Raw genomic sequence first — 17,851 nt, forward strand, 5'->3', positions numbered from 1 at the left:
GTCACGCCGTCGCGGGACGGGGGTTGCTCACTCCGGCGGATCCCTGCTGGGCGCGCGGCGTCGCGGAGGGCGCCTCGACGGATGCCGCGAGCGACACGTCCTTCTTCGGCACCTCGATCGGGGGGCGCTCGGAGACCGGGCGGTCCTCGCTCGACAGCCACAGCGGACGCTCGGGGAGCTTCTTGATCTCGGTGAAGATCTCGGCGATCTGGTTGTGGTCGAGGGTCTCCTCCTCGAGCAGCGCGAGGGCGAGCTTGTCCAGGATGTCGCGGTTCGCGCTGATCACCTCGTAGGCCTCGTTGTGCGCCTGCTCGATCAGGGCGCGCACCTCGGCGTCGACCCGCTCGGCGACCCGCTCGGAGTACTCACGGCCGCGACCCATGTCACGACCGGCGAAGGGCTCGCCGCCCTCGGTGCCGAGCTTGACGGGACCGACCTGCGTGGTCATGCCGTACTCGAGCACCATCTTGCGGGCGATCGAGGTCGCCTTCTCGATGTCGTTCGAGGCGCCGGTGGTCGGGTCGTGGAAGATGATCTCCTCGGCGACGCGGCCGCCCATGGCGTAGGTCAGCTGGTCCTGCAGCTCGTTGCGGGTGACCGAGTACTTGTCGTCCAGCGGCAGCACCATCGTGTATCCGAGCGCCTTGCCGCGCGGCAGGATCGTGATCTTGGTGACCGGGTCGGTGTAGTTCATCGCCGCCGCCGCGAGTGCGTGTCCGCCCTCGTGGTACGCCGTGATCAGCTTCTCCTTGTCCCGCATCACGCGGGTACGGCGCTGCGGACCGGCGATCACGCGGTCGATGGCCTCGTCGAGGGCGCGGTTGTCGACCAGCTGCGCGTTCGAGCGCGCGGTCAGGAGCGCCGCCTCGTTCAGCACGTTGGCGAGATCCGCACCGGTGAACCCGGGGGTCTTGCGGGCGACGACCTCGAGGTCGACGCTCTTCGACAGGGGCTTGCCCTTGCTGTGCACCTCGAGGATCTTCTGGCGGCCCTTGAGGTCGGGGGCGTCCACGCCGATCTGACGGTCGAAGCGACCGGGGCGCAGCAGCGCGGGGTCGAGGATGTCGGGGCGGTTCGTCGCCGCGATCACGATCACGTTCGCGTTCGGGTCGAAGCCGTCCATCTCGACCAGCATCTGGTTGAGGGTCTGCTCGCGCTCATCGTTGCCGCCGCCCATGCCGGCACCGCGGTGACGGCCGACGGCGTCGATCTCGTCGATGAAGATGATGGCGGGGGCGTTCTCCTTGGCCTGGCCGAAGAGGTCGCGCACACGCGAGGCGCCGACGCCGACGAACATCTCGACGAAGTCCGAGCCGGAGATCGAGTAGAACGGGGCACCGGCCTCACCGGCGACCGCGCGGGCGAGCAGCGTCTTTCCGGTTCCGGGAGGGCCGTACAGCAGCACGCCCTTCGGGATGCGGGCGCCGATCGCCTGGAACTTGGCCGGGTCCTGCAGGAACTCCTTGATCTCGTGGAGCTCCTCGATCGCCTCGTCGGCACCGGCGACGTCGGCGAAGGTGACCGTCGGGGTCTCCTTGTTGACGAGCTTGGCCTTCGACTTGCCGAACTGCATGACCTTGCCGCCGCCGCCCTGCATGGACGAGAGCAGCCACCAGAACAGGAGGCCGAGCAGCACGAGCGGCAGGAGCAGCGAGAGGAAGCCGTCGAACCAGGTGGCGCGCGGCACCGCGTCGTTGAAGCCGTCCTTCGGGGCGGCCTCGTTGATCGCGGAGACCACCTCGTCGGCACGGGCGTCGACGTAGTAGAACTGCACGTTCTCGGAACCCTCGAACGGCTTCGACAGGGTCATGTCGACCCGCTGGTCGCCGTCGGTGTTCACGACCTCGGTGACCGAAGAGCCCGAGAGCAGCTTCAGCCCCTCCTGGGTCGTGATCTGCTTGGGCGCCCCGAGGTTCGAGATCAGGAGGAAGCCGCCGAAGAGCAGCACGCCGATCAGCGCGACGTAGATCAGCGGATTCCGGGTGAGCTTCTTCACATCCATGATCGGATCAGCGTATCGCGCGAGAACTAGGCACCCGCTGTGCGTTCACCCACGGCGTACCCTTCGTCAGGCTCAGGGACCCATGCACCGCTGGGCGCCCCACCTGGGTCGCTGAGCCTGTCGAAGCGTCAGCTGTAGACGTGCGGCGCGAGGACGGCCACGTCGCGCAGGTTGCGGTACCGCTCGGCGTAGTCGAGGCCGTAGCCGACGACGAAGTCGGTGGGGATGTCGAATCCGACGTACTTGCAGTCGATGACGACCTTCGCGGCTTCGGGCTTGCGCAGCAGCGCCAGCACCTCGATCGACTCGGCCCCGCGTGACTCGAAGTTCTCGAGCAGCCAGCTGAGGGTCAGCCCGGAGTCGATGATGTCCTCCACGATCAGCACGTGCTTGCCGTTGAGGTCGGTGTCGAGGTCCTTGCGGATCTGCACGACGCCGCTGGACTTGGTGCTCGCACCGTAGCTCGACACCGCCATCCAGTCCATCGGGGCGTGGAACGGCAGTGCCCGTGCGAAGTCCGCCATCACCATCACGGCGCCCTTGAGCACGCCGACCAGGACGAGCTCCTTGCCCGCGTAGTCGACGGCGACCTGGGCCGCGAGCTCGTCGAGCTTCGCGAGGATCTGCTCCTCGGTGACGAGGATCTGGGCAAGGTCGTCCTGGATTTCCGCGGCGCGCATGGATCGATTTTAGACTCCCTCCGACCCGGCATCCGCACTACTGTGAGCGGTGAGACGGGCGGATGCCCACCGACGGAAGGATTCACATGGCCCTGGACGACATCCTCAAGCAGGTGCCGGTCGACGACATCGCCGAGAAGCTCGGAGTCTCGCGCGACGAGGCGAAGGTCGCGATCGAGCAGGGCGGTGCGGTGCTGCTCGGCGGGCTCGCCAAGAACGCCGAGACCGCGGAGGGCTCTGCCGCCATCCAGAAGGCGCTGCAGAAGCACGAGGGCTCCACCGGAGCCGGGAAGGTCGACGACGTCGATCAGGCCGACGGCGGCAAGATCGTCGCGCACATCCTCGGCGGGAACGAGAAGGAGGTCACCACGAAGCTCACGGAGTCGAAGGCGACCCCGGGCATCGACTTCGGCAAGCTCCTGCCGATCCTCGCGCCGATCGTGATGGGCCTCATCGCGAACGCGAACAAGGACAAGAAGGCGGATGCCGGCGCGCCGGAGTCCGGCGGCGGCATCGGCGACCTCATCGGCGGTCTGCTCGGCGGAGGCAACAGCGGCGGCGGCGCGGGCGGCGGGGGCATCGGCGACGTGCTGGGCGGCCTGCTCGGCGGCGGGTCGGGAGGCTCCGGAGGCGGCGGGATCGGCGACCTCCTGGGCGGCCTGCTCGGCGGCAAGAAGTAGTCAGCGACCGGATGCCGTGAAGACGATCTGCCCGCCTCGGCGCACGGCCGAGCAGCCGGGCAGATCGATCGGCCCCTGACCCGCCCAGTCCGTCACGAGTCTCGCGACCTCGACGGTCTGCGCGCGGGTCAGGCTGACGCCGAACTCGCTGTCGACCACGAGGCGGATGATCCGGTTCCGCAGCGCGGCGGGGTTCGCCGCGAGCGCGGCGACGCTGACCGAGATGCCCGCCTCCGCATGCTCGACGATGTCCTCGATCGTCTCGTGGATCATCTCGTCGAACGCCTCGGCGTCCTCGCGGAGCTGCTCCGCCGTTCGGGCGAGCGCCTCCGCGATACCCGGCCCGAGCTCTGCCTCGAGCACCGGGAGCACCCTCTCGCGCACGCGCACCCGGGCGAACCGGTCGTCGAGATTGTGGGGGTCGTCCCACGGGTCCAGATCGGATGCCGTGCAGAACGCACGCGTCGTCTCGCGCCGCACCCCGAGCAGCGGCCGCAGCCAGCGCAGCCCGTCCTCGTCCTCCCGCGCCGGCGCCATGCCTTGAAGGCTCGCCGCCCCGGAACCGCGCGCGAGCCCGAGCAGCACCGTCTCGGCCTGGTCGTCGAGCGTGTGCCCGAGGAGCACCGCGGATGCCCCTCTCTCGGTCGCGGCATCCCGCAGCACCCGGTAGCGTGCCTCGCGCGCCGCCGCCTCGGGGCCTCCTTCGCCGTCGACGTCGACACGCACCACGATCGCTTCGAGACCGAGTCCGGTGGCGATGCTCGCCGCACGCGCCGCGACCTCCGCCGAGTCGACCTGCAGACCGTGATCGACGGTGACGGACGTCGCCGGTATCCCCCTCTTCGAGGCCTCGAAGGCCGTGGCCGCGGCGAGCGCGAGCGAGTCGGCGCCCCCGGAGAGGGCGACGATCACCGTCGAGCCCTCGGGGAGGTCGGCGAGCGCGGTGCGCACGGCGAGGCGGATCTCGGCGACGGCGGGGTTGAGCGAGGGCACGACCCAACGCTAGCGGGGTGCGCCGCCGCCTGTCCTCTTCATCGGGCCGACCAGCCGCCGTCCATCGTGTAGCTCGCCCCGGTCACCATGGCCGCCTCGTCGCTCGCGAGCCATGCCACGAGACCTGCGACCTCGGCCGGCTCGACCAGGCGCTTGATGGCGCTCTCGGTGAGCATGATCCGGTCCAGGACCTCCGCCTCGGGGATGCCGTGCACGCGAGCCTGGTCCGCCAGCTGCCTCTCGACCAGCGGTGTCCGGACGTACCCCGGGTTGACGCAGTTGCTCGTGACGCGATGCTCACCACCCTCCAGCGCGGTGACCTTCGACAGCCCTTCGAGCCCGTGCTTTGCCGCGACGTACGCCGATTTGTACGCAGACGCCCGCAGCCCATGCACCGAGGAGACGTTGACGATCCGCCCGAAGCGCTGCGCGTACATCGCCGGAAGAGCGGCGCGGATCAGCAGGAACGGCACCTCCAGCATGAGGGTCGTGATCCTCCGGAACTCGCGGGGATCGAAATCCTGGATGGGGCTGACGTGCTGGATCCCGGCGTTGTTCACCAGGATGTCGACTCCGTCGAGCGCATCCGCCAGCCGGTCGTCCGCGAGTGCTGCCGGGTCCAGCAGGTCGACGGCCCAGGCCGAGCCGCCCACCGCCTCCGCGGCCGCCGCGCACCCCTCGGCATCCCGGTCGGCGACGACGACGTGCGCACCGCGAGCCGCCAGCTCCTGTGCGACGGCCAGTCCGATCCCGCTGGCACCGCCCGTGACGAGCGCCCGTCGGCCGGCGAGTGGCTGCGGTGCGGCGCTCACCGGGCGGCCCTGGCCAGGCCGCGCGTGCGGGCGTCGGCCTCGTCCACGGCGAGCAGGGAGATCCCGCGGGTCTCCTTCATCGTGATCACCGCGAAGGCGGTGACGGCGCAGGCCACGGCCACGTAGACGGCCACCGGCATCCACGACCCGTACTGCTGCAGCAGCGCGGTCGCGATGATCGGCGCCAGGGAGCCGGCGACGATCGAGGTGACCTGGTAGCCGAGCGAGACACCGGAGTAGCGCATGCGCGTGGGGAACATCTCGGCCATGATCGCCGGCTGGCCGGCGTACATCAGCGCGTGGAAGCAGAGTCCGATGGTGACGGCCGCGATGATCAGGAACGGGTTCAGGGTGTCGAACATCGGGAAGGCGAAGAAAGCCCACGTGGCGCCGAGCACCGCACCGGCCAGGTACACCGGCCGACGACCGAGGGCGTCGGAGAGGCGCCCGACCTGCGGGATCACCAGGAAGTGGATGACGTGGGCGATCAGGAGAGCCAGCAGCAGCTGACTGGTGTCGTACTGGTGCACGGTCTTCAGATACACGATCGTGAAGGACACGATGATGTAGTAGAGGATGTTCTCCGCGAACCGCAGCCCCATCGCCCCGAAGATGCCCCGCGGGTACTTCTTCACGACCTCCAGCACGCCGTAGCCGGCGGCCTTGTCGGCCTCCACCTGCGCACGGGCCTCGAGGAAGATCGGCGCCTCGCTGACGTGGGTGCGGATGTAGTAGCCGATGATGACGACGATCGCGGACAGCCAGAAGGCCACACGCCAGCCCCAGCCGAGGAACTGATCGGACGGCAGGATCCACGACATCCCGAGCAGCACCAGGGTGGCGAGGAGGTTGCCGACGGGGACAGCGGCCTGCGGCCAGCTCGACCAGAAGCCTCGCGACCGGTCCGGGCTGTGCTCGGCGACGAGCAGCACGGCGCCGCCCCACTCGCCGCCCACCGCGAAGCCCTGGATGAAGCGGAGCGCCACGAGCAGCGCGGGCGCCCAGTAGCCGATGGTGTCGAAGCCCGGCAGGCAGCCCATCAGGAACGTGGCGACGCCCACCAGGATGATCGTGATCTGCAGGGTGTGCTTGCGGCCCAGCCGATCGCCGATCTGGCCGAACACGATGCCGCCGAGCGGCCGGGCGACGAAGCCCACCGCGTAGGTCAGGAAGGCGGCGATGATCCCGTCGAGCTCGGTGCCGGCATCCGGGAAGAAGAAGGTGCCGAAGACCAGCGAGGCCGCGGTGGCGTAGAGGAAGAACTCGTACCACTCCACGACGGTGCCCACCATCGATGCGGCCACGATCCTCTTCAGCCCGGATGTCTGCGGCTCCGTCTCCGGGACGGTCGTCGTCTTCTTGACGCTCATGGGTGCACTCCTTCGTGTTCTGCAGTGTCCGCATCGACATCTGCTGCCCTGGCCCCGCGCTCCCTCGGGAGGGGGGAAGCCCCAGCCAGTATGGGCACGACGGATGCTGTGCACCAATGACCAGTCGAGCAGAGGCGTGGTGCAGAATTGCAGATGTGAACGCATCGCCCGGAAGCTCCGCCAGCCCTGACGATCTGCTGATCCTGCTCGCCGTGTCGCGGACCGGGCGCTTCACGACCGCCGGAGAGAGCCTCGGGCTGAACCACACGACCGTCTCGCGTCGGATCGCCGCACTGGAGGCCGGCCTCGGCGGTCGGGCGCTGGCCCGCACACCGGGCGGGTGGGAGCTGACCGACCTGGGGCGTCGCGCCGTGCGGGCCGCCGAAGACGTGGAGACCGCGATGGCGAGCATCCACGAAGACGGCGAACAGTCCGACCAGATCACCGGCGTCGTGCGCATCTCCGCCACCGACGGGTTCAGCGCGTTCATCATCGCCCCCGCGCTCGCACAGCTGCACCGGAGGCATCCGCGTCTCAGCGTCGAGATCGTCAACCTCACCCGCCGCGCTCTCCAGCACCGCTCCGGTCTGGACATGGAGGTCGTGGTCGGCGAGCCGCAGGTGCACCGCGCCGAGGCGATCCTGCTCGGTCACTACACGCTGGGCATGTACGCCGCGCGCAGCTATCTGGACGAGTTCGGCACGCCCGCCGGCATCACCGAGCTGAGCGCGCATCCGCTGGTCTACTTCGTCGACTCGATGCTGCAGGTCGACGTCCTCGACGCGCCGCGGCGCCTCGTCCCCGGCATGCGGGATTCACTCAGCTCCACGAACGTCTTCGTGCACGTCGAGGCCACCAGGGCCGGGGCGGGGATCGGCTTCCTGCCGTGCTTCCTCGCCGACCGGCATCCGGACCTGGTGCGCCTCCTCCCGCAGGAGTTCGCCGAGCGCCTGCCGTACTGGCTCGTGCTGCGGCCCGACTCGCTGCGCCAGCCGGCCGTGGCCGCGGTCGCCGATGCGCTCCGGCGCCGCACGGCCGCCATGCAGGACGAGCTCCTGGGTGCGGTGACGGACGTCGATGCCTGACAGGTCCGCGCGAGCGGTCTAGTCTGGCGCCGTGACCGATCGCACGAGCCTCCGCTTCTCGACCGAGCGCTTCAAGGCGTTCGCCGACGCCGTCGTCGCGATCGCGATGACGCTGCTGATCCTCCCGCTGCTGGAGGCGGTGTCGGATGCCGGCACGAAGGGCCTCGCCACCGGAGAGTTCTTCGCCGAGAACGGCGGGCAGCTGTTCAGCTTCGCGCTCAGCTTCCTGCTCATCGCGAACTTCTGGATGGAGCATCACCGGCAGTACACCGAGGTCACGGCGATCACCCCCGCGCTGCTCTGGATCAACATCGCGTGGATGGCGACGATCGTCTGGCTGCCGGTGCCGACCGCGATGCTCGGGCAGATGGACACGGACCCACTCCAGGAGACGGTCTACATCGGCACGCTGATCCTCACCCAGGTCGCGACCCTCGCGGCGAAGCTGTACCTGCTGCGGCATCCCGACCTCACGAGCGCGCCGATCGCACGCGTGCGGCAGGACGTGGCCGGCGACGTCGCGGCGATCATCCTCTTCGGCCTGGCGCTCGGGATCGCCGTCGCCATCGGCGACCAGGGCTACTTCGCACTGTTCCTGCTGCTTCTCACGGGCATCCTGGCCCACGCGCTGAACCGGCTCTGGACCCGGCGGGCTCCGGGACGCGCGGAGGAGACCGTCGGAGACGACGGACCCGGCGCTCCCCGCGCACGCGGGTAGGCTGGTCCGCGGCATCCAACCGTCTTTTCTGAGGAGCACACGCATGGGCGCACACGACGCCGTCATCGAGATCCCGCGCGGCAGCCGCGTGAAGTACGAGGTCGACCACGAGACCGGACGAGTGCACCTCGACCGCGTGCTCTACACGACCTTCGGGTACCCGGCCGACTACGGCTACTTCGACAACACCCTGGGCGAGGACGGCGACCCGCTCGACGTGCTCGTGCTCCTCGACCACGCCATCTACCCCGGCGTCGTCGTCGAGGTGCGTCCCGTGGCCGTGCTCAAGATGAGCGACGAGGCCGGCGGCGACGACAAGCTGGTGGCCGTGCTGTCCAAGGACCCGCGCTGGGCGCACATCCAGGACATCGGCGACATCGCCGAGTTCACGAAGAAGGAGATCGCGCACTTCTTCGAGCACTACAAGGACCTCGAGCCCAACAAGTGGGTCAAGGTCGACGAGTGGGGCGACGCCGCTGAGGCGCAGCGCATCCTCGACGAGGCGATCGTCCGCTTCGGCGAGCAGGGTCACTGACCCGCTGACGCACGGATGGGTCGCTGAGCCTGTCACTGATGGGTCGCTGAGCCTGTCGAAGCGAAGACCCCCGGCCGCTCAGCGGCCGGGGGTCTTCTGGCGTCGAGGACGACGGCGCTCAGATCCAGATGTTCCGGTCAGCCATGAAGTCGGCGGGGTTCGTGTAGCGCCCGTCGATGTAGACCTCGAAGTGCAGGTGGCATCCGAAGGAGCCGCCGGTGTTGCCCGCATAGGCGATGACCTGTCCGGCCTCGACCCAGTCGCCGTTGCTGACCGCGAATCCGCCCGGCTTGATGTGCGCATAGCCCGTGGCCACCCCGTAGCCGTGCTGGATGCGGACGTAGTTGCCGTAGCCGCCGTTGTAGAACGCGGCATCGACGGTCCCGGAGTAGGCCGCGTAGATCGCCGCGCCGCATCCGTTCGCCAGATCGATGCCGTAGTGCCAGCTCGACGAACATCCGTTGGAGTTGCACTGCTGCGAACGGGGGCCGTAGCCCGAGCTGCGCTCGCCGCCGTGCGGGCGCACCCAGCCTCCGGTGCCCGGGGTGCCTCCTCCGCCGCTGTTGCCGCCGGCGTTGGCCGCGGCCTCGGCCGCTTCTCGTTCCCGCCGCGCCTGAGCCTCGGCCTCGACTCCGGCCTGGTATCCGGCCACCGTCGTGGCGGTGGTGTCCTTGAGAGCGGCGAGCTGCGCCTGCATGGTCGCGAGGTAGGTCGACTGCTCCTCGAGCGCGGCCTTCGCGGCATCCGCAGCCTGCTGCGCCGCCTGCATCTTCTCCTCGGCGACCTTCTGCAGACGGTCCCGCTCGTTGCGGGCGACGACGGCCTGGTCGCTGAGGGACTGCGCGGAGTTGCGGGCGGCGACGGCGTCGTCGTAGACCGACTGGTTGTACTCGAGGAGCTTGTCCATCGTGCCGAGACGGGCGAGGAGCTCGTCGGCGTTGTCGGCGGATCCGGCGAAGAACAGCTCGAGCGACGTGTCGTCTCCGCCGTTGCGGTAGAGCTGGGCAGCGACCTGTCCGGCCTTGCGCGCGGACTCGACGGCGATGGCGGACTGCTCATCGGCCTTGGCCTGCAGCGTGTCGGCCTCCGCGATCGCGGCGAAGTAGGCCTGCTGCGCGGCATAGAACTCGTCGGATGCCAGCTTGGCGGCGGCCTGCGTCTCGGCGACCTTCTGGGTCAGCGCCTGGATGAGGCCCTCGATACGGGTGACCTCCGCGGCGGCGGCGGCCTCGTTCTGCTTCGCGGCCTGCACGTCGTCCCAGCTGGGGTACGAGGCGGCGTACGCGGCGGAGACACCGGACGAGACACCGAAAGCACTGAGCGCGACGACGCTGAGCACGCCGATGCCGAGCGCACCGCGACGGCTGATCCCGGGCTTCGAGAAGGCGCGCTGTTCTGTCGGGCTGGGTGCACAGCCGCATTCCGCGGATGCAGCCTCAGCAGCATCCAGCGTGTTCCTGTCGTTCACTCGGCCCCTTCCGCCGGTTTCACACATGTCACACTAACAACAACATTCACTTCCGCAACAGGGTGTGGATACGGATGCCGTGACACATCTGACGTGTCCATCGTCCTCCTGATCCGTCCGTCGAGGAAGCCGCCGCGCCCTCGATTCGCGATTTGCCCGAAACATCCCTTATGCTTGAGCGTCGGCAAGGAAGTCCCCCGGGACTGACTCGGCCCCATCGTTTAGCGGCCTAGGACGCCGCCCTTTCACGGCGGTAGCACGGGTTCGAATCCCGTTGGGGTCACTCCATCCGATATAATTGAAAACAAGTATGGCCCTGTAGCGCAGTTGGTTAGCGTGCCGCCCTGTCACGGCGGAGGTCGCGGGTTCAAGTCCCGTCAGGGTCGCTCTAAGCGTCGAGCTCTTTCTTCGGAGGGGGCTCTTCGTCTAGGAAGCGACAGCATCGCCGTCGCTCGGCTCTGTAGCTCAGTTGGTAGAGCGCACGACTGAAAATCGTGAGGTCACGGGATCGACGCCCGTCGGAGCCACAGGGTGATCATTACAATCACCTTAGAAACCCTCGCCTAGCTTCTACATGGCGGGGGTTTTGCTTTGCCCTGGCGGACCTTCCGGTCGTCGAGCAGCGCAGCGAGACGAAACGCCTGCGACTCCTGGGGGCTTCTTCGTTCCGTCAGTCCTCTTCGGGAAGAGCGAACCAGCTGCCTTCCGAGATGACGCGCACTCGGCCGTCCGTGACCGCGATTGCCGTCTGATCGTCGATCGCATACGCCGGTCCTCCGATGTCGGCCGCCCACTCGCGCGCCCTCTCCGACGTGTTGGACTCCCATCCCGGGTAGTCCAGATGCGGGAACACGGAGAAGTCCACGATGCCGAGGGCCTCGTCTCCCTCCCCCGGTCTCCACCCCAGGAACGCTTCGCCCACACGAGGCGTCAGCGCCATGCTCCCGCCGCTGACTCCGACCCAGACCGTGTCGGTCAGCTCCGGCAGGAGTCGCTCGAGGCCGGACTCCCGTATCCAGTGCGCGAGGTAGATCGCCTCTCCGCCGTCCACCAGGAGCACGTCGGCGTCTCGGACCCACGGCTCCCATCGATCCCGATCCAGGCTCGGCAGAGCGGTGAGTTCGAGCAGCCCCACTTCCTTCCAGCCCAGCTCTACGAGATCCTGCCGCTCCGGCCAGCGGCCGGCGACCGACCTCCACGCCGAGAACGGCGAGCACATCGGGTGCCCCCACTGCGCCGTCGGTAGGAGCAGCGCCGTGCACTCCTCGATCGGCTTGCCGAGCATCTCGACCAGAGCGTCGCGGATGGTGACGTTGGTCACGCCTCCCGAGGTCAGCAGCAACTTCATCATCAGTTCCCTTCGGCTGACCCTCATCTTCGTCTCCGACGATCGCGAGGGGAACCCTGCGCGAGAACACCTCGCAGCGAGGATGAGAGGATGCATCCGACGCGTCTCGCCGATCGCAGGAGCACCATGCCCGAATCCTCACGCCGCATCGAGCTGACCATGCGCAAGCCGTGGTTCGCGCTGTATTTCGGCATCCGCCCCACCCTCGTGCTCGCCGGACGAGGGCAGCCGACCCAGTGGGGACTCGGAACCTGGCAGGTCCCGACCGACGAGACCGTGACCGTCGGCGTCTTCCTGTTCAACCGGCTCTGGCGGTTCGGCCAGGCGGAGTACGCCCTCGCCCCCGACGACACGGCGCTCGAGTACCGGGCGCCGGCGCTGCCGTTCCTTCCCGGCCGGATTTACTCGGCACCCCACTCACGGGCGCCTCGCGCCTAGGCTGCCGACATGGCCCCGGACCGCGCACTCCCCAACCTCCCGTCGAGCGACTTCGACGTCACGCAGCGCTTCTACGAGAGCTTCGGCTTCCGCCCGACGTTCCGAGACGACGGCTGGATGATCCTGCGACGAGGCGCCGTCGAGATCGAGTTCTTCCCGCATCCCGAGGTGGATCCGCTGACCAGCAGCCATCAGTGCACGATCCGCGTGGACGACCTGGACGAGCTGTGGCAGGCGATCCATGCGGCGGGCGTGCCGATCGCCGACCGAGGGCGTCCGCGCCTGCACGAACCCCGCGTCGAGAGCTCCGGACTCCGGATCGGCTACCTGATCGACACCGACGGCACGCAGCTCACGCTGATCCAGAACTAGGCACGGCGTCCCTGCGCCCCGGCACCCGTCGGCCGATGAAGAGCAGACCGAGGCCGATCGCCGTCAGCACGACACCCGCGCCGGCGGCGACCCACGCCGTCGATGCGGGGATGTCGAGGTACACCGTGATCCCGAGGATCCGCGACAGCCCCCACGGGAGCAGACCCATCTGGTCGTTCCACGCGGTGAGCGCTCGCTCGAGCCCGACCACCGCGATGACCGCAGCCGGCACCGCGAGACCCGCGCCGACGGCGGCGAGCACCGCGCCCGTCGCGCGCCGCGCGCCGATGCGGGCGGCCAGCGCCCAGCCGACGGCGACGAACAGCCAGACGAAGAGCGCGAACGCCACGGCGATGTAGAGCGAGCGGCGCACAGGATCGGTCCAGAACGCGAACCAGTAGCCCCCCGGGCCGCTGAACGACAGCGCCGTGAGCACGAGCGCGCAGCGCAGCACGACGACTCCGCCGATCGTGGCGAGCACCGCCCACCCCCACCGTCCGCGGAACAGCACGAGCAGCAGGGCGACGAACACGGCCCACGCTCCGAGCGTCACCGCGAGATGCACCCAGGACAGGAAGGACGTCTGCACCGCCCTCGTCGCGACGAGGAGCGCACCCGGCACGAGGACCAGCAGCACATGGTCGGCCCGCAGCATCCCGAGCGTCGACTCCCCCGCCCGCCACGGACGGGTCGAGCTGACCCAGGTCGCGCGCGCCGCCATCGCCCCCGGACGCCGGACCAGTCGCGTCCGCGCGGACAGGATGCCGATCAGCACCCATGCCGCGGTGAGCACCAGCAGCACCCGAGCCATCCACGCCATCGCGAGATCGCGGTCGCCGCGTTCGATCCCGAGCTCGGCGGCCGTGAGGTTGAACGCCGGGTGGTCGACGTCGCCCTCGTACGCGGCGAGGTGGGCGGCGGCCTGCGCCGTGTAGGCGTCACGGGCCGTCTGCCATGCGGCGTACGAGTCGGCGGAGAGCGTGTCGTGCCACGCTGCCTGATGCAGGATCATCGCGCGGTAGGACCCGAGCAGGTCGAGCGTGTCCTGCTCGTAGTCGAGGCTGCCGAGGAACGCCTCGCGCAGCCCGGCGTCGCGCCAGGTCGATGGGTCGGTCCCCTCGATCAGCGCGCGCATCCGCTCCACGGCGTCGGATGCGATATCGCCGCCCTGCACAGCCTCGTCGAGTCGGTCGCGGGAGATCGTGTAGATCACGTCGAGCACCGCGGAGTCGCCGGTGAGGATGTCCCACTCGAAGATCCACATCATGGGCGGGGGCTCCAGCCCGATCGCCGAGACGCGCTGCTCCGCGAACGGCGGGATGTACAGCCCCTGCTCGATGGCGGTGCGCGACAGCGCCATGGCATCCGTGATCGCCCGGACGGTGGCCGGGTCGTCGGAGAACCACTCCCGAGCCCACCCCTCCGTGATCTCGGCAGGGTCCGCGTCCGGATCGCGCGCGAGCTGCACGGCCAGCTGCGAGTTCAGGTCCGCGAGCTGCCAGAAGCCCGCCTTGTCGTAGAGGATCATCGGTCCCGCGCGCCACGGGCCGCCGTCCTGCGCCCACGCCCAGATGCCCTCGATGCGATCGTTCGACGCGAGCAGCTCCTGCAGCGCCCAGGCGTACTCCGCACCGAGGTCGTTCGGGAACGCCCCGTTGTTCTCGAACTCGCGACGACTCTGGAACTCGACGATCCGCCGCTGCTCGCCCTGCTGCAGGGTGTCGTTCAACGGCAGCCAGCTGTAGAAGTCCCCGAGCGTGTACTTCGTCGACACGATCAGCGCCGGCGAGTCGATCCCGCCGAGCACGGCCTCGTACGACGCGGCGTTCGTGTGCATGTCGCCGACGGCGCCGACGCCGACGCTCCAGGTGCGGAAGATCACCTCGCGTCCGGAATCCTCGGCCTGACCGGTGAGCGCGGTGAGCATCGCGCGCACCGCCTCGGGCGTGGTCACGGCCAGCGCCGAGTAATAGTCCCAGCCCTCCACGTCGTACACGCGCCCCGCTTCTCCGATACGGATGAGCACGCCGTCGAGCGCGGGCTCGGCGGCGTAGAGCTCGTCGAGCCCCGCAGCGTAGACATCCCAGAGCTCGGGTGACGTGGTGTCGAGGGTGCCGAAGCGGTCGGTGAGATAGGCCTCGAGCGGCGAGGTGAGGGTGAGCATGTCGGTGCGCAGGAACACCTTCATCCCGAGCTCCTCGGCGCGGTCCCAGAACGGCCCGAAGGCCTCGCGCAGCGCGAGCGCCTTGGCCACGTGCTCGTCGCCGTCCGCATAGACCCCGTCGACCTCGTCGAAGGTCGCGAACTCGACGAAGCCGGGGAAGGAGATGGCGTTGTACCCGTCGGCGATGACGCGGCGGAGGTATCCGTCGTAGTCGTCGTAGGCCGCGGCGAGCGCCTGCTCGTCGATGTAGGGCGCCTCGGGGAGGAACACATCCGCGAACGCCTTCGACGCGTGGGAGTAGTCGGTTCCCGGCAGCCATTCCGCCGGGTCCGCAGCGACGCCGACGGCACCGAGATCGACCATGCGGAACGGGAGTCGCGACGTCACCGGGGTTCCGATGCCGGCGGTGATGTCCCTCCCCTGCCGGATCGCGGCCGCCAGGTCGTAGATGCCGCGCGCCGCCCCCGCCTCCCCGGCCTCGATGCGCAGCGCATCGGGCGTGCCCGCCAGCAGATAGCCCTCGTCATCGACCGCACCCACGTGGGGTTGCACGAGCACGACGGTCAGGGTCGCGCTGCCCGCGGTCTCGACCCCCGCCAGCGCGGCATCGAGCTCGTCGACGGCGACGCGCATCCGCTCGGACCCGCCGGCACCGACCACGGTGATCTGCGGAGGCGGGACGGATGCCGACACCGTCTCGACCGCGCGAGACTCCCCGCCCATCCGCTCGGCGGGCTGGGCCCGGATCCCGAGGGCGTCGCCGACCACCAGCCCGACGCCGGCCCCCGCGGCCAGAAGCACGGCGACGACGATCAGCGCGAGGATGCCGCGGGCGCGCGCCGACTTCTCGGGCACGGCCGTCTTCGCTCGCATGGAGGAACTCTATCGACGTCCGGGGACTGTTCTCTCCACGGCGTCCGGCGTCGGAGCGCCCCGCTACAGCTCCTCGACCGCGCGTCGCGCCTCGGCGACCTCGTCGGCGGCGGCATCCGCCTGCTCCTGAGCCTTCGCCTGCGTCGCCTCGGCCTCGGGCGTCTCCCGCTGCACGCGGTCGCTCTCCTTCCGCACCTTCGCGAGCCGGGCCTCGAGGTCGGCCTCTTCCTCGGACAGCTCGGCGGCGCGCGAGCGGAGCGCCTCCAGCGCCGTGGTCTGCTTCGCCAGCGCACGCTCGGCCGTGGTGAGCTCCTTCTCCGCGGCGGCGACCCGTCGCTCGGCATCGCGGCGCACCCGCCGGGCCTGCAGCTCATCCGCGGGGCGCGCGGGAGCGGCCGGGAGCGCGGTGACCTCGCCGGCCACCGCGTCGCGCACGTCATCCGCGCTTCCGGTGGGCTCCAGGGCGCGGGTCAGCCGCCCCGAGGCGACCGCCGCCGCGGCACCGGGGTCGAAGAACGCGGCCGAGATGGTCTGCTCCACGGCCTCGAGCGTCGCCGGGGTGATGCGCTCGCCACGGGAACCCGCGAGTTCCGCCGCGGTCTCGGCCAGCCGTCGCGTGAGCGTGCGCCGTTCCCTGCCGAGCTTCGCCAGCGTCGCGGCATCCAGATCGTCCTGTGCCTCACGGAGCTCGGCGGCGAGCTGCAGCGCCTGGTCCAGCTGCCCCGCGCGCTCCTGGGCGAACAGGTTCACGACCCAGGCCGCGATCGACGGCTTGCGGAGCGCGCGGATCTGCGCGGACAGGGCGGCGTCGCCCACTTCCTTGGCACGGGCGTTGCGTGCGGACACGAAGTCCTCCGGTGGGCCGGCGCAGAGCCCGGCCGCGATCTCCTCGAGAGTCGGATCGGCCATGCGCCCACGATACGCGGACGACCCCGTCCGCCCGGGAGATCGGGAACGCTACTCGATGGACAGGTAGTCGGCGGCGTCTGCGGCCACGAGCGTGCGGGCGTTGAAGCCGCCCTTGCCGTTGCCCGGATAGAGGAAGAGCTCTCCCGCGGGAGTGCGTCCCAGCAGATCGGCGCGCTCGTCGCCGTTGTAGTCGACGCCGCCGGTGAGGGCGGTGAACTCCAGCCATCCGGCACCGGCCGTGCGGCGTGTGCCGAACCCGTTGACGCCGCCGGGATAGAAGTAGAGCGTGCCCGTGTCGTCGATCCCGATGATGTCACCGCGCCCGTCGTTGTCGAAGTCTCCGCCGACGAGGAAATGGAACCCTTCCCAGCCGCCGCCGAGCGTCACGTAGGGCGTCGCGAAACCTCCCCACCCGGAGCCGCGGAAGATGGTCATGACTCCGGCGGCCGAGACGCCGATGACATCCTGCTTGCCGTCTCCGGTGTAGTCCGCGCCCGATGTCACGTGCAGCATGTCGTACCAGCCGTTGCCCACGACCGCGACCGCCTGGAACCCTCCGTTGCCCACGCCGGCGAAGTACTCCAGCGCCCCATCGGATCGCGCCGCGATGATGTCGGCCTTGTCGTCCCCGTTGAGGTCGGTGTGCGTGAAGTGGCGCCGGACGGTGCCCAACCCGACGTACGTGGCGGTCTTCTGGAACCCGCCGGCGCCGTTGCCGGCGCGGAGCTGGACGTCCCCGTTGCCCGCGACCGTCAGCAGGTCGGCCTTGTCGTCGCCGGTGTAGTCGGCCGAGGCGACCACGGAGCCGTTGTCGCTGCCGAGGCCGGGGAAGAACAGCGGGATCGGGTCGCCGCGCCGCACGTCGCTCAGGCAGGTGAAGCCGCCGTTGATCGCCGTGTAGACCGCTCCGTTCAACCGCACCTCGAAGTGCAGGTGATTGGCGGTGGTCGCCCCGGTCTTGCCCACCACTCCGATCTGCTGGCCCCGCACGACCGCGGTGCCCGGCGGGTACCATCCGGGGGCGACCATGTGGGCGTAGCGCGTCACATAGCCGCCGGGGTGCTCGATGTCGGTGTAGTTCCCGTAGCCGTTGTTGGCGGTGCGGGTCTTGATCACTCCGTCGTACGCGGCGAGGATCGGATCTCCTCCGCGCCCGGTGATGTCGATCCCCTCGTGCGGACGGTAGTCGCCGAGGCATCCGTCCCAGACGATCGACTGGATGTTGCCCGAGGCGGGGAAGATCATCTGCCCGTCGGTGGCCGCTGCGGCCGGGGCTCCACCGGAGAGGGAGGGCACGAGTGCTCCGACGACCAGCACCATCGCGGTGACCGCGCTCACGCGCACGAGACGCCAACGGGATGCTCGCTTCATCTCGACGTTCTCTCTGCTCGGTCGGCCCCAGGG

General features: G+C 69.6%; 16 protein-coding genes and 3 tRNA genes. 9 read left to right on the plus strand and 10 right to left on the minus strand.

Annotation, left to right across the window (positions count from 1 at the left end):
- Nucleotide 1: 1 nt before the first annotated feature.
- Both ftsH and hpt read right to left on the minus strand, forming a co-directional pair.
- Nucleotides 2–2,002 carry an ATP-dependent zinc metalloprotease FtsH gene (gene ftsH / locus LBN7_RS06410; RefSeq protein WP_116634197.1) on the minus strand — a complete coding sequence of 667 codons (2,001 nt, stop codon included), beginning with the start codon at nucleotides 2,000–2,002 and terminating at the stop codon, nucleotides 2–4.
- Between the two features lie 128 nt (nucleotides 2,003–2,130).
- The gene (gene hpt / locus LBN7_RS06415; protein ID WP_116634196.1) at nucleotides 2,131–2,682 is read right to left on the minus strand and encodes a hypoxanthine phosphoribosyltransferase; all 552 of its coding nucleotides are present in this window, start codon (nucleotides 2,680–2,682) and stop codon (nucleotides 2,131–2,133) included.
- Between the two features lie 86 nt (nucleotides 2,683–2,768).
- On the opposite strand from hpt, the gene LBN7_RS06420 reads away from it, so the two are divergent.
- A complete protein-coding gene (locus LBN7_RS06420) occupies nucleotides 2,769–3,362 on the plus strand; it encodes a DUF937 domain-containing protein (RefSeq protein ID WP_407361294.1) in 594 nt (197 codons plus the stop codon).
- Here the strand turns inward: LBN7_RS06420 and tilS are convergent, their stop codons facing one another.
- The 3 genes from tilS to LBN7_RS06435 are packed head-to-tail and all read right to left on the minus strand — an operon-like array spanning nucleotide 3,363 to nucleotide 6,537.
- Nucleotides 3,363–4,355, minus strand: a complete 993-nt coding sequence (gene tilS / locus LBN7_RS06425; protein ID WP_407361295.1) for a tRNA lysidine(34) synthetase TilS — start codon at nucleotides 4,353–4,355, stop codon at nucleotides 3,363–3,365.
- 38 nt (nucleotides 4,356–4,393) lie between these two features.
- Nucleotides 4,394–5,167: a 3-hydroxybutyrate dehydrogenase gene (locus LBN7_RS06430; RefSeq protein WP_407361296.1), complete on the minus strand. Its 774-nt coding sequence runs from the start codon at nucleotides 5,165–5,167 to the stop codon at nucleotides 4,394–4,396.
- The gene (locus LBN7_RS06435; protein WP_407361297.1) at nucleotides 5,164–6,537 is read right to left on the minus strand and encodes an MFS transporter; all 1,374 of its coding nucleotides are present in this window, start codon (nucleotides 6,535–6,537) and stop codon (nucleotides 5,164–5,166) included. The genes LBN7_RS06430 and LBN7_RS06435 overlap by 4 nt, the downstream gene beginning before the upstream one ends.
- A 116-nt stretch (nucleotides 6,538–6,653) precedes the next feature.
- Between LBN7_RS06435 and LBN7_RS06440 the strand changes: the two genes are divergently transcribed.
- The 3 genes from LBN7_RS06440 to LBN7_RS06450 are packed head-to-tail and all read left to right on the plus strand — an operon-like array spanning nucleotide 6,654 to nucleotide 8,875.
- A complete protein-coding gene (locus LBN7_RS06440; RefSeq protein WP_407361298.1) occupies nucleotides 6,654–7,622 on the plus strand; it encodes a LysR family transcriptional regulator in 969 nt (322 codons plus the stop codon).
- A gap of 31 nt (nucleotides 7,623–7,653) precedes the next feature.
- Nucleotides 7,654–8,340: a TMEM175 family protein gene (locus LBN7_RS06445; protein ID WP_243408817.1), complete on the plus strand. Its 687-nt coding sequence runs from the start codon at nucleotides 7,654–7,656 to the stop codon at nucleotides 8,338–8,340.
- A gap of 43 nt (nucleotides 8,341–8,383) precedes the next feature.
- Entirely contained in the window at nucleotides 8,384–8,875 is a 492-nt protein-coding gene (locus tag LBN7_RS06450; RefSeq protein ID WP_116634191.1) for an inorganic diphosphatase, read from the plus strand.
- A gap of 118 nt (nucleotides 8,876–8,993) precedes the next feature.
- Here LBN7_RS06450 and LBN7_RS06455 read toward each other — a convergent pair whose 3' ends face one another.
- Nucleotides 8,994–10,343 carry a M23 family metallopeptidase gene (locus LBN7_RS06455; RefSeq protein ID WP_243408816.1) on the minus strand — a complete coding sequence of 450 codons (1,350 nt, stop codon included), beginning with the start codon at nucleotides 10,341–10,343 and terminating at the stop codon, nucleotides 8,994–8,996.
- Nucleotides 10,344–10,553: 210 nt separating this feature from the next.
- Here LBN7_RS06455 and LBN7_RS06460 point away from each other — a divergent pair.
- The 3 genes from LBN7_RS06460 to LBN7_RS06470 all read left to right on the plus strand — a co-directional run bounded on the left by LBN7_RS06460 (nucleotide 10,554) and on the right by LBN7_RS06470 (nucleotide 10,870).
- A tRNA-Glu gene (locus LBN7_RS06460) sits at nucleotides 10,554–10,626 on the plus strand.
- A 29-nt stretch (nucleotides 10,627–10,655) separates the two neighbouring features.
- Nucleotides 10,656–10,729 (plus strand) — tRNA-Asp (locus LBN7_RS06465).
- Between the two features lie 68 nt (nucleotides 10,730–10,797).
- Nucleotides 10,798–10,870 (plus strand) — tRNA-Phe (locus tag LBN7_RS06470).
- A gap of 143 nt (nucleotides 10,871–11,013) precedes the next feature.
- Here the strand turns inward: LBN7_RS06470 and LBN7_RS06475 are convergent.
- Entirely contained in the window at nucleotides 11,014–11,691 is a 678-nt protein-coding gene (locus LBN7_RS06475; RefSeq protein ID WP_407361703.1) for a Type 1 glutamine amidotransferase-like domain-containing protein, read from the minus strand.
- A gap of 126 nt (nucleotides 11,692–11,817) precedes the next feature.
- On the opposite strand from LBN7_RS06475, the gene LBN7_RS06480 reads away from it, so the two are divergent.
- Entirely contained in the window at nucleotides 11,818–12,129 is a 312-nt protein-coding gene (locus tag LBN7_RS06480; RefSeq protein ID WP_407361299.1) for a hypothetical protein, read from the plus strand.
- Nucleotides 12,130–12,138: 9 nt separating this feature from the next.
- Nucleotides 12,139–12,501 carry a bleomycin resistance protein gene (locus LBN7_RS06485; protein WP_407361300.1) on the plus strand — a complete coding sequence of 121 codons (363 nt, stop codon included), beginning with the start codon at nucleotides 12,139–12,141 and terminating at the stop codon, nucleotides 12,499–12,501.
- Here the strand turns inward: LBN7_RS06485 and LBN7_RS06490 are convergent.
- From LBN7_RS06490 to LBN7_RS06500, 3 genes are all read right to left on the minus strand, one after another.
- The gene (locus LBN7_RS06490) at nucleotides 12,482–15,538 is read right to left on the minus strand and encodes a hypothetical protein (RefSeq protein ID WP_407361301.1); all 3,057 of its coding nucleotides are present in this window, start codon (nucleotides 15,536–15,538) and stop codon (nucleotides 12,482–12,484) included. The two genes, LBN7_RS06485 and LBN7_RS06490, sit on opposite strands and share 20 nt — an antisense overlap.
- 63 nt (nucleotides 15,539–15,601) lie before the next feature.
- A complete protein-coding gene (locus LBN7_RS06495; protein ID WP_116634188.1) occupies nucleotides 15,602–16,447 on the minus strand; it encodes a transposase in 846 nt (281 codons plus the stop codon).
- 48 nt (nucleotides 16,448–16,495) lie between these two features.
- Nucleotides 16,496–17,818 carry a peptidoglycan DD-metalloendopeptidase family protein gene (locus LBN7_RS06500; protein ID WP_407361302.1) on the minus strand — a complete coding sequence of 441 codons (1,323 nt, stop codon included), beginning with the start codon at nucleotides 17,816–17,818 and terminating at the stop codon, nucleotides 16,496–16,498.
- Between the last annotated feature and the right edge of the window lie 33 nt (nucleotides 17,819–17,851).

It is taken from the genome of Microbacterium sp. LBN7, from assembly GCF_045690345.1.
Taxonomy (GTDB): Bacteria; Actinomycetota; Actinomycetes; order Actinomycetales; family Microbacteriaceae; genus Microbacterium.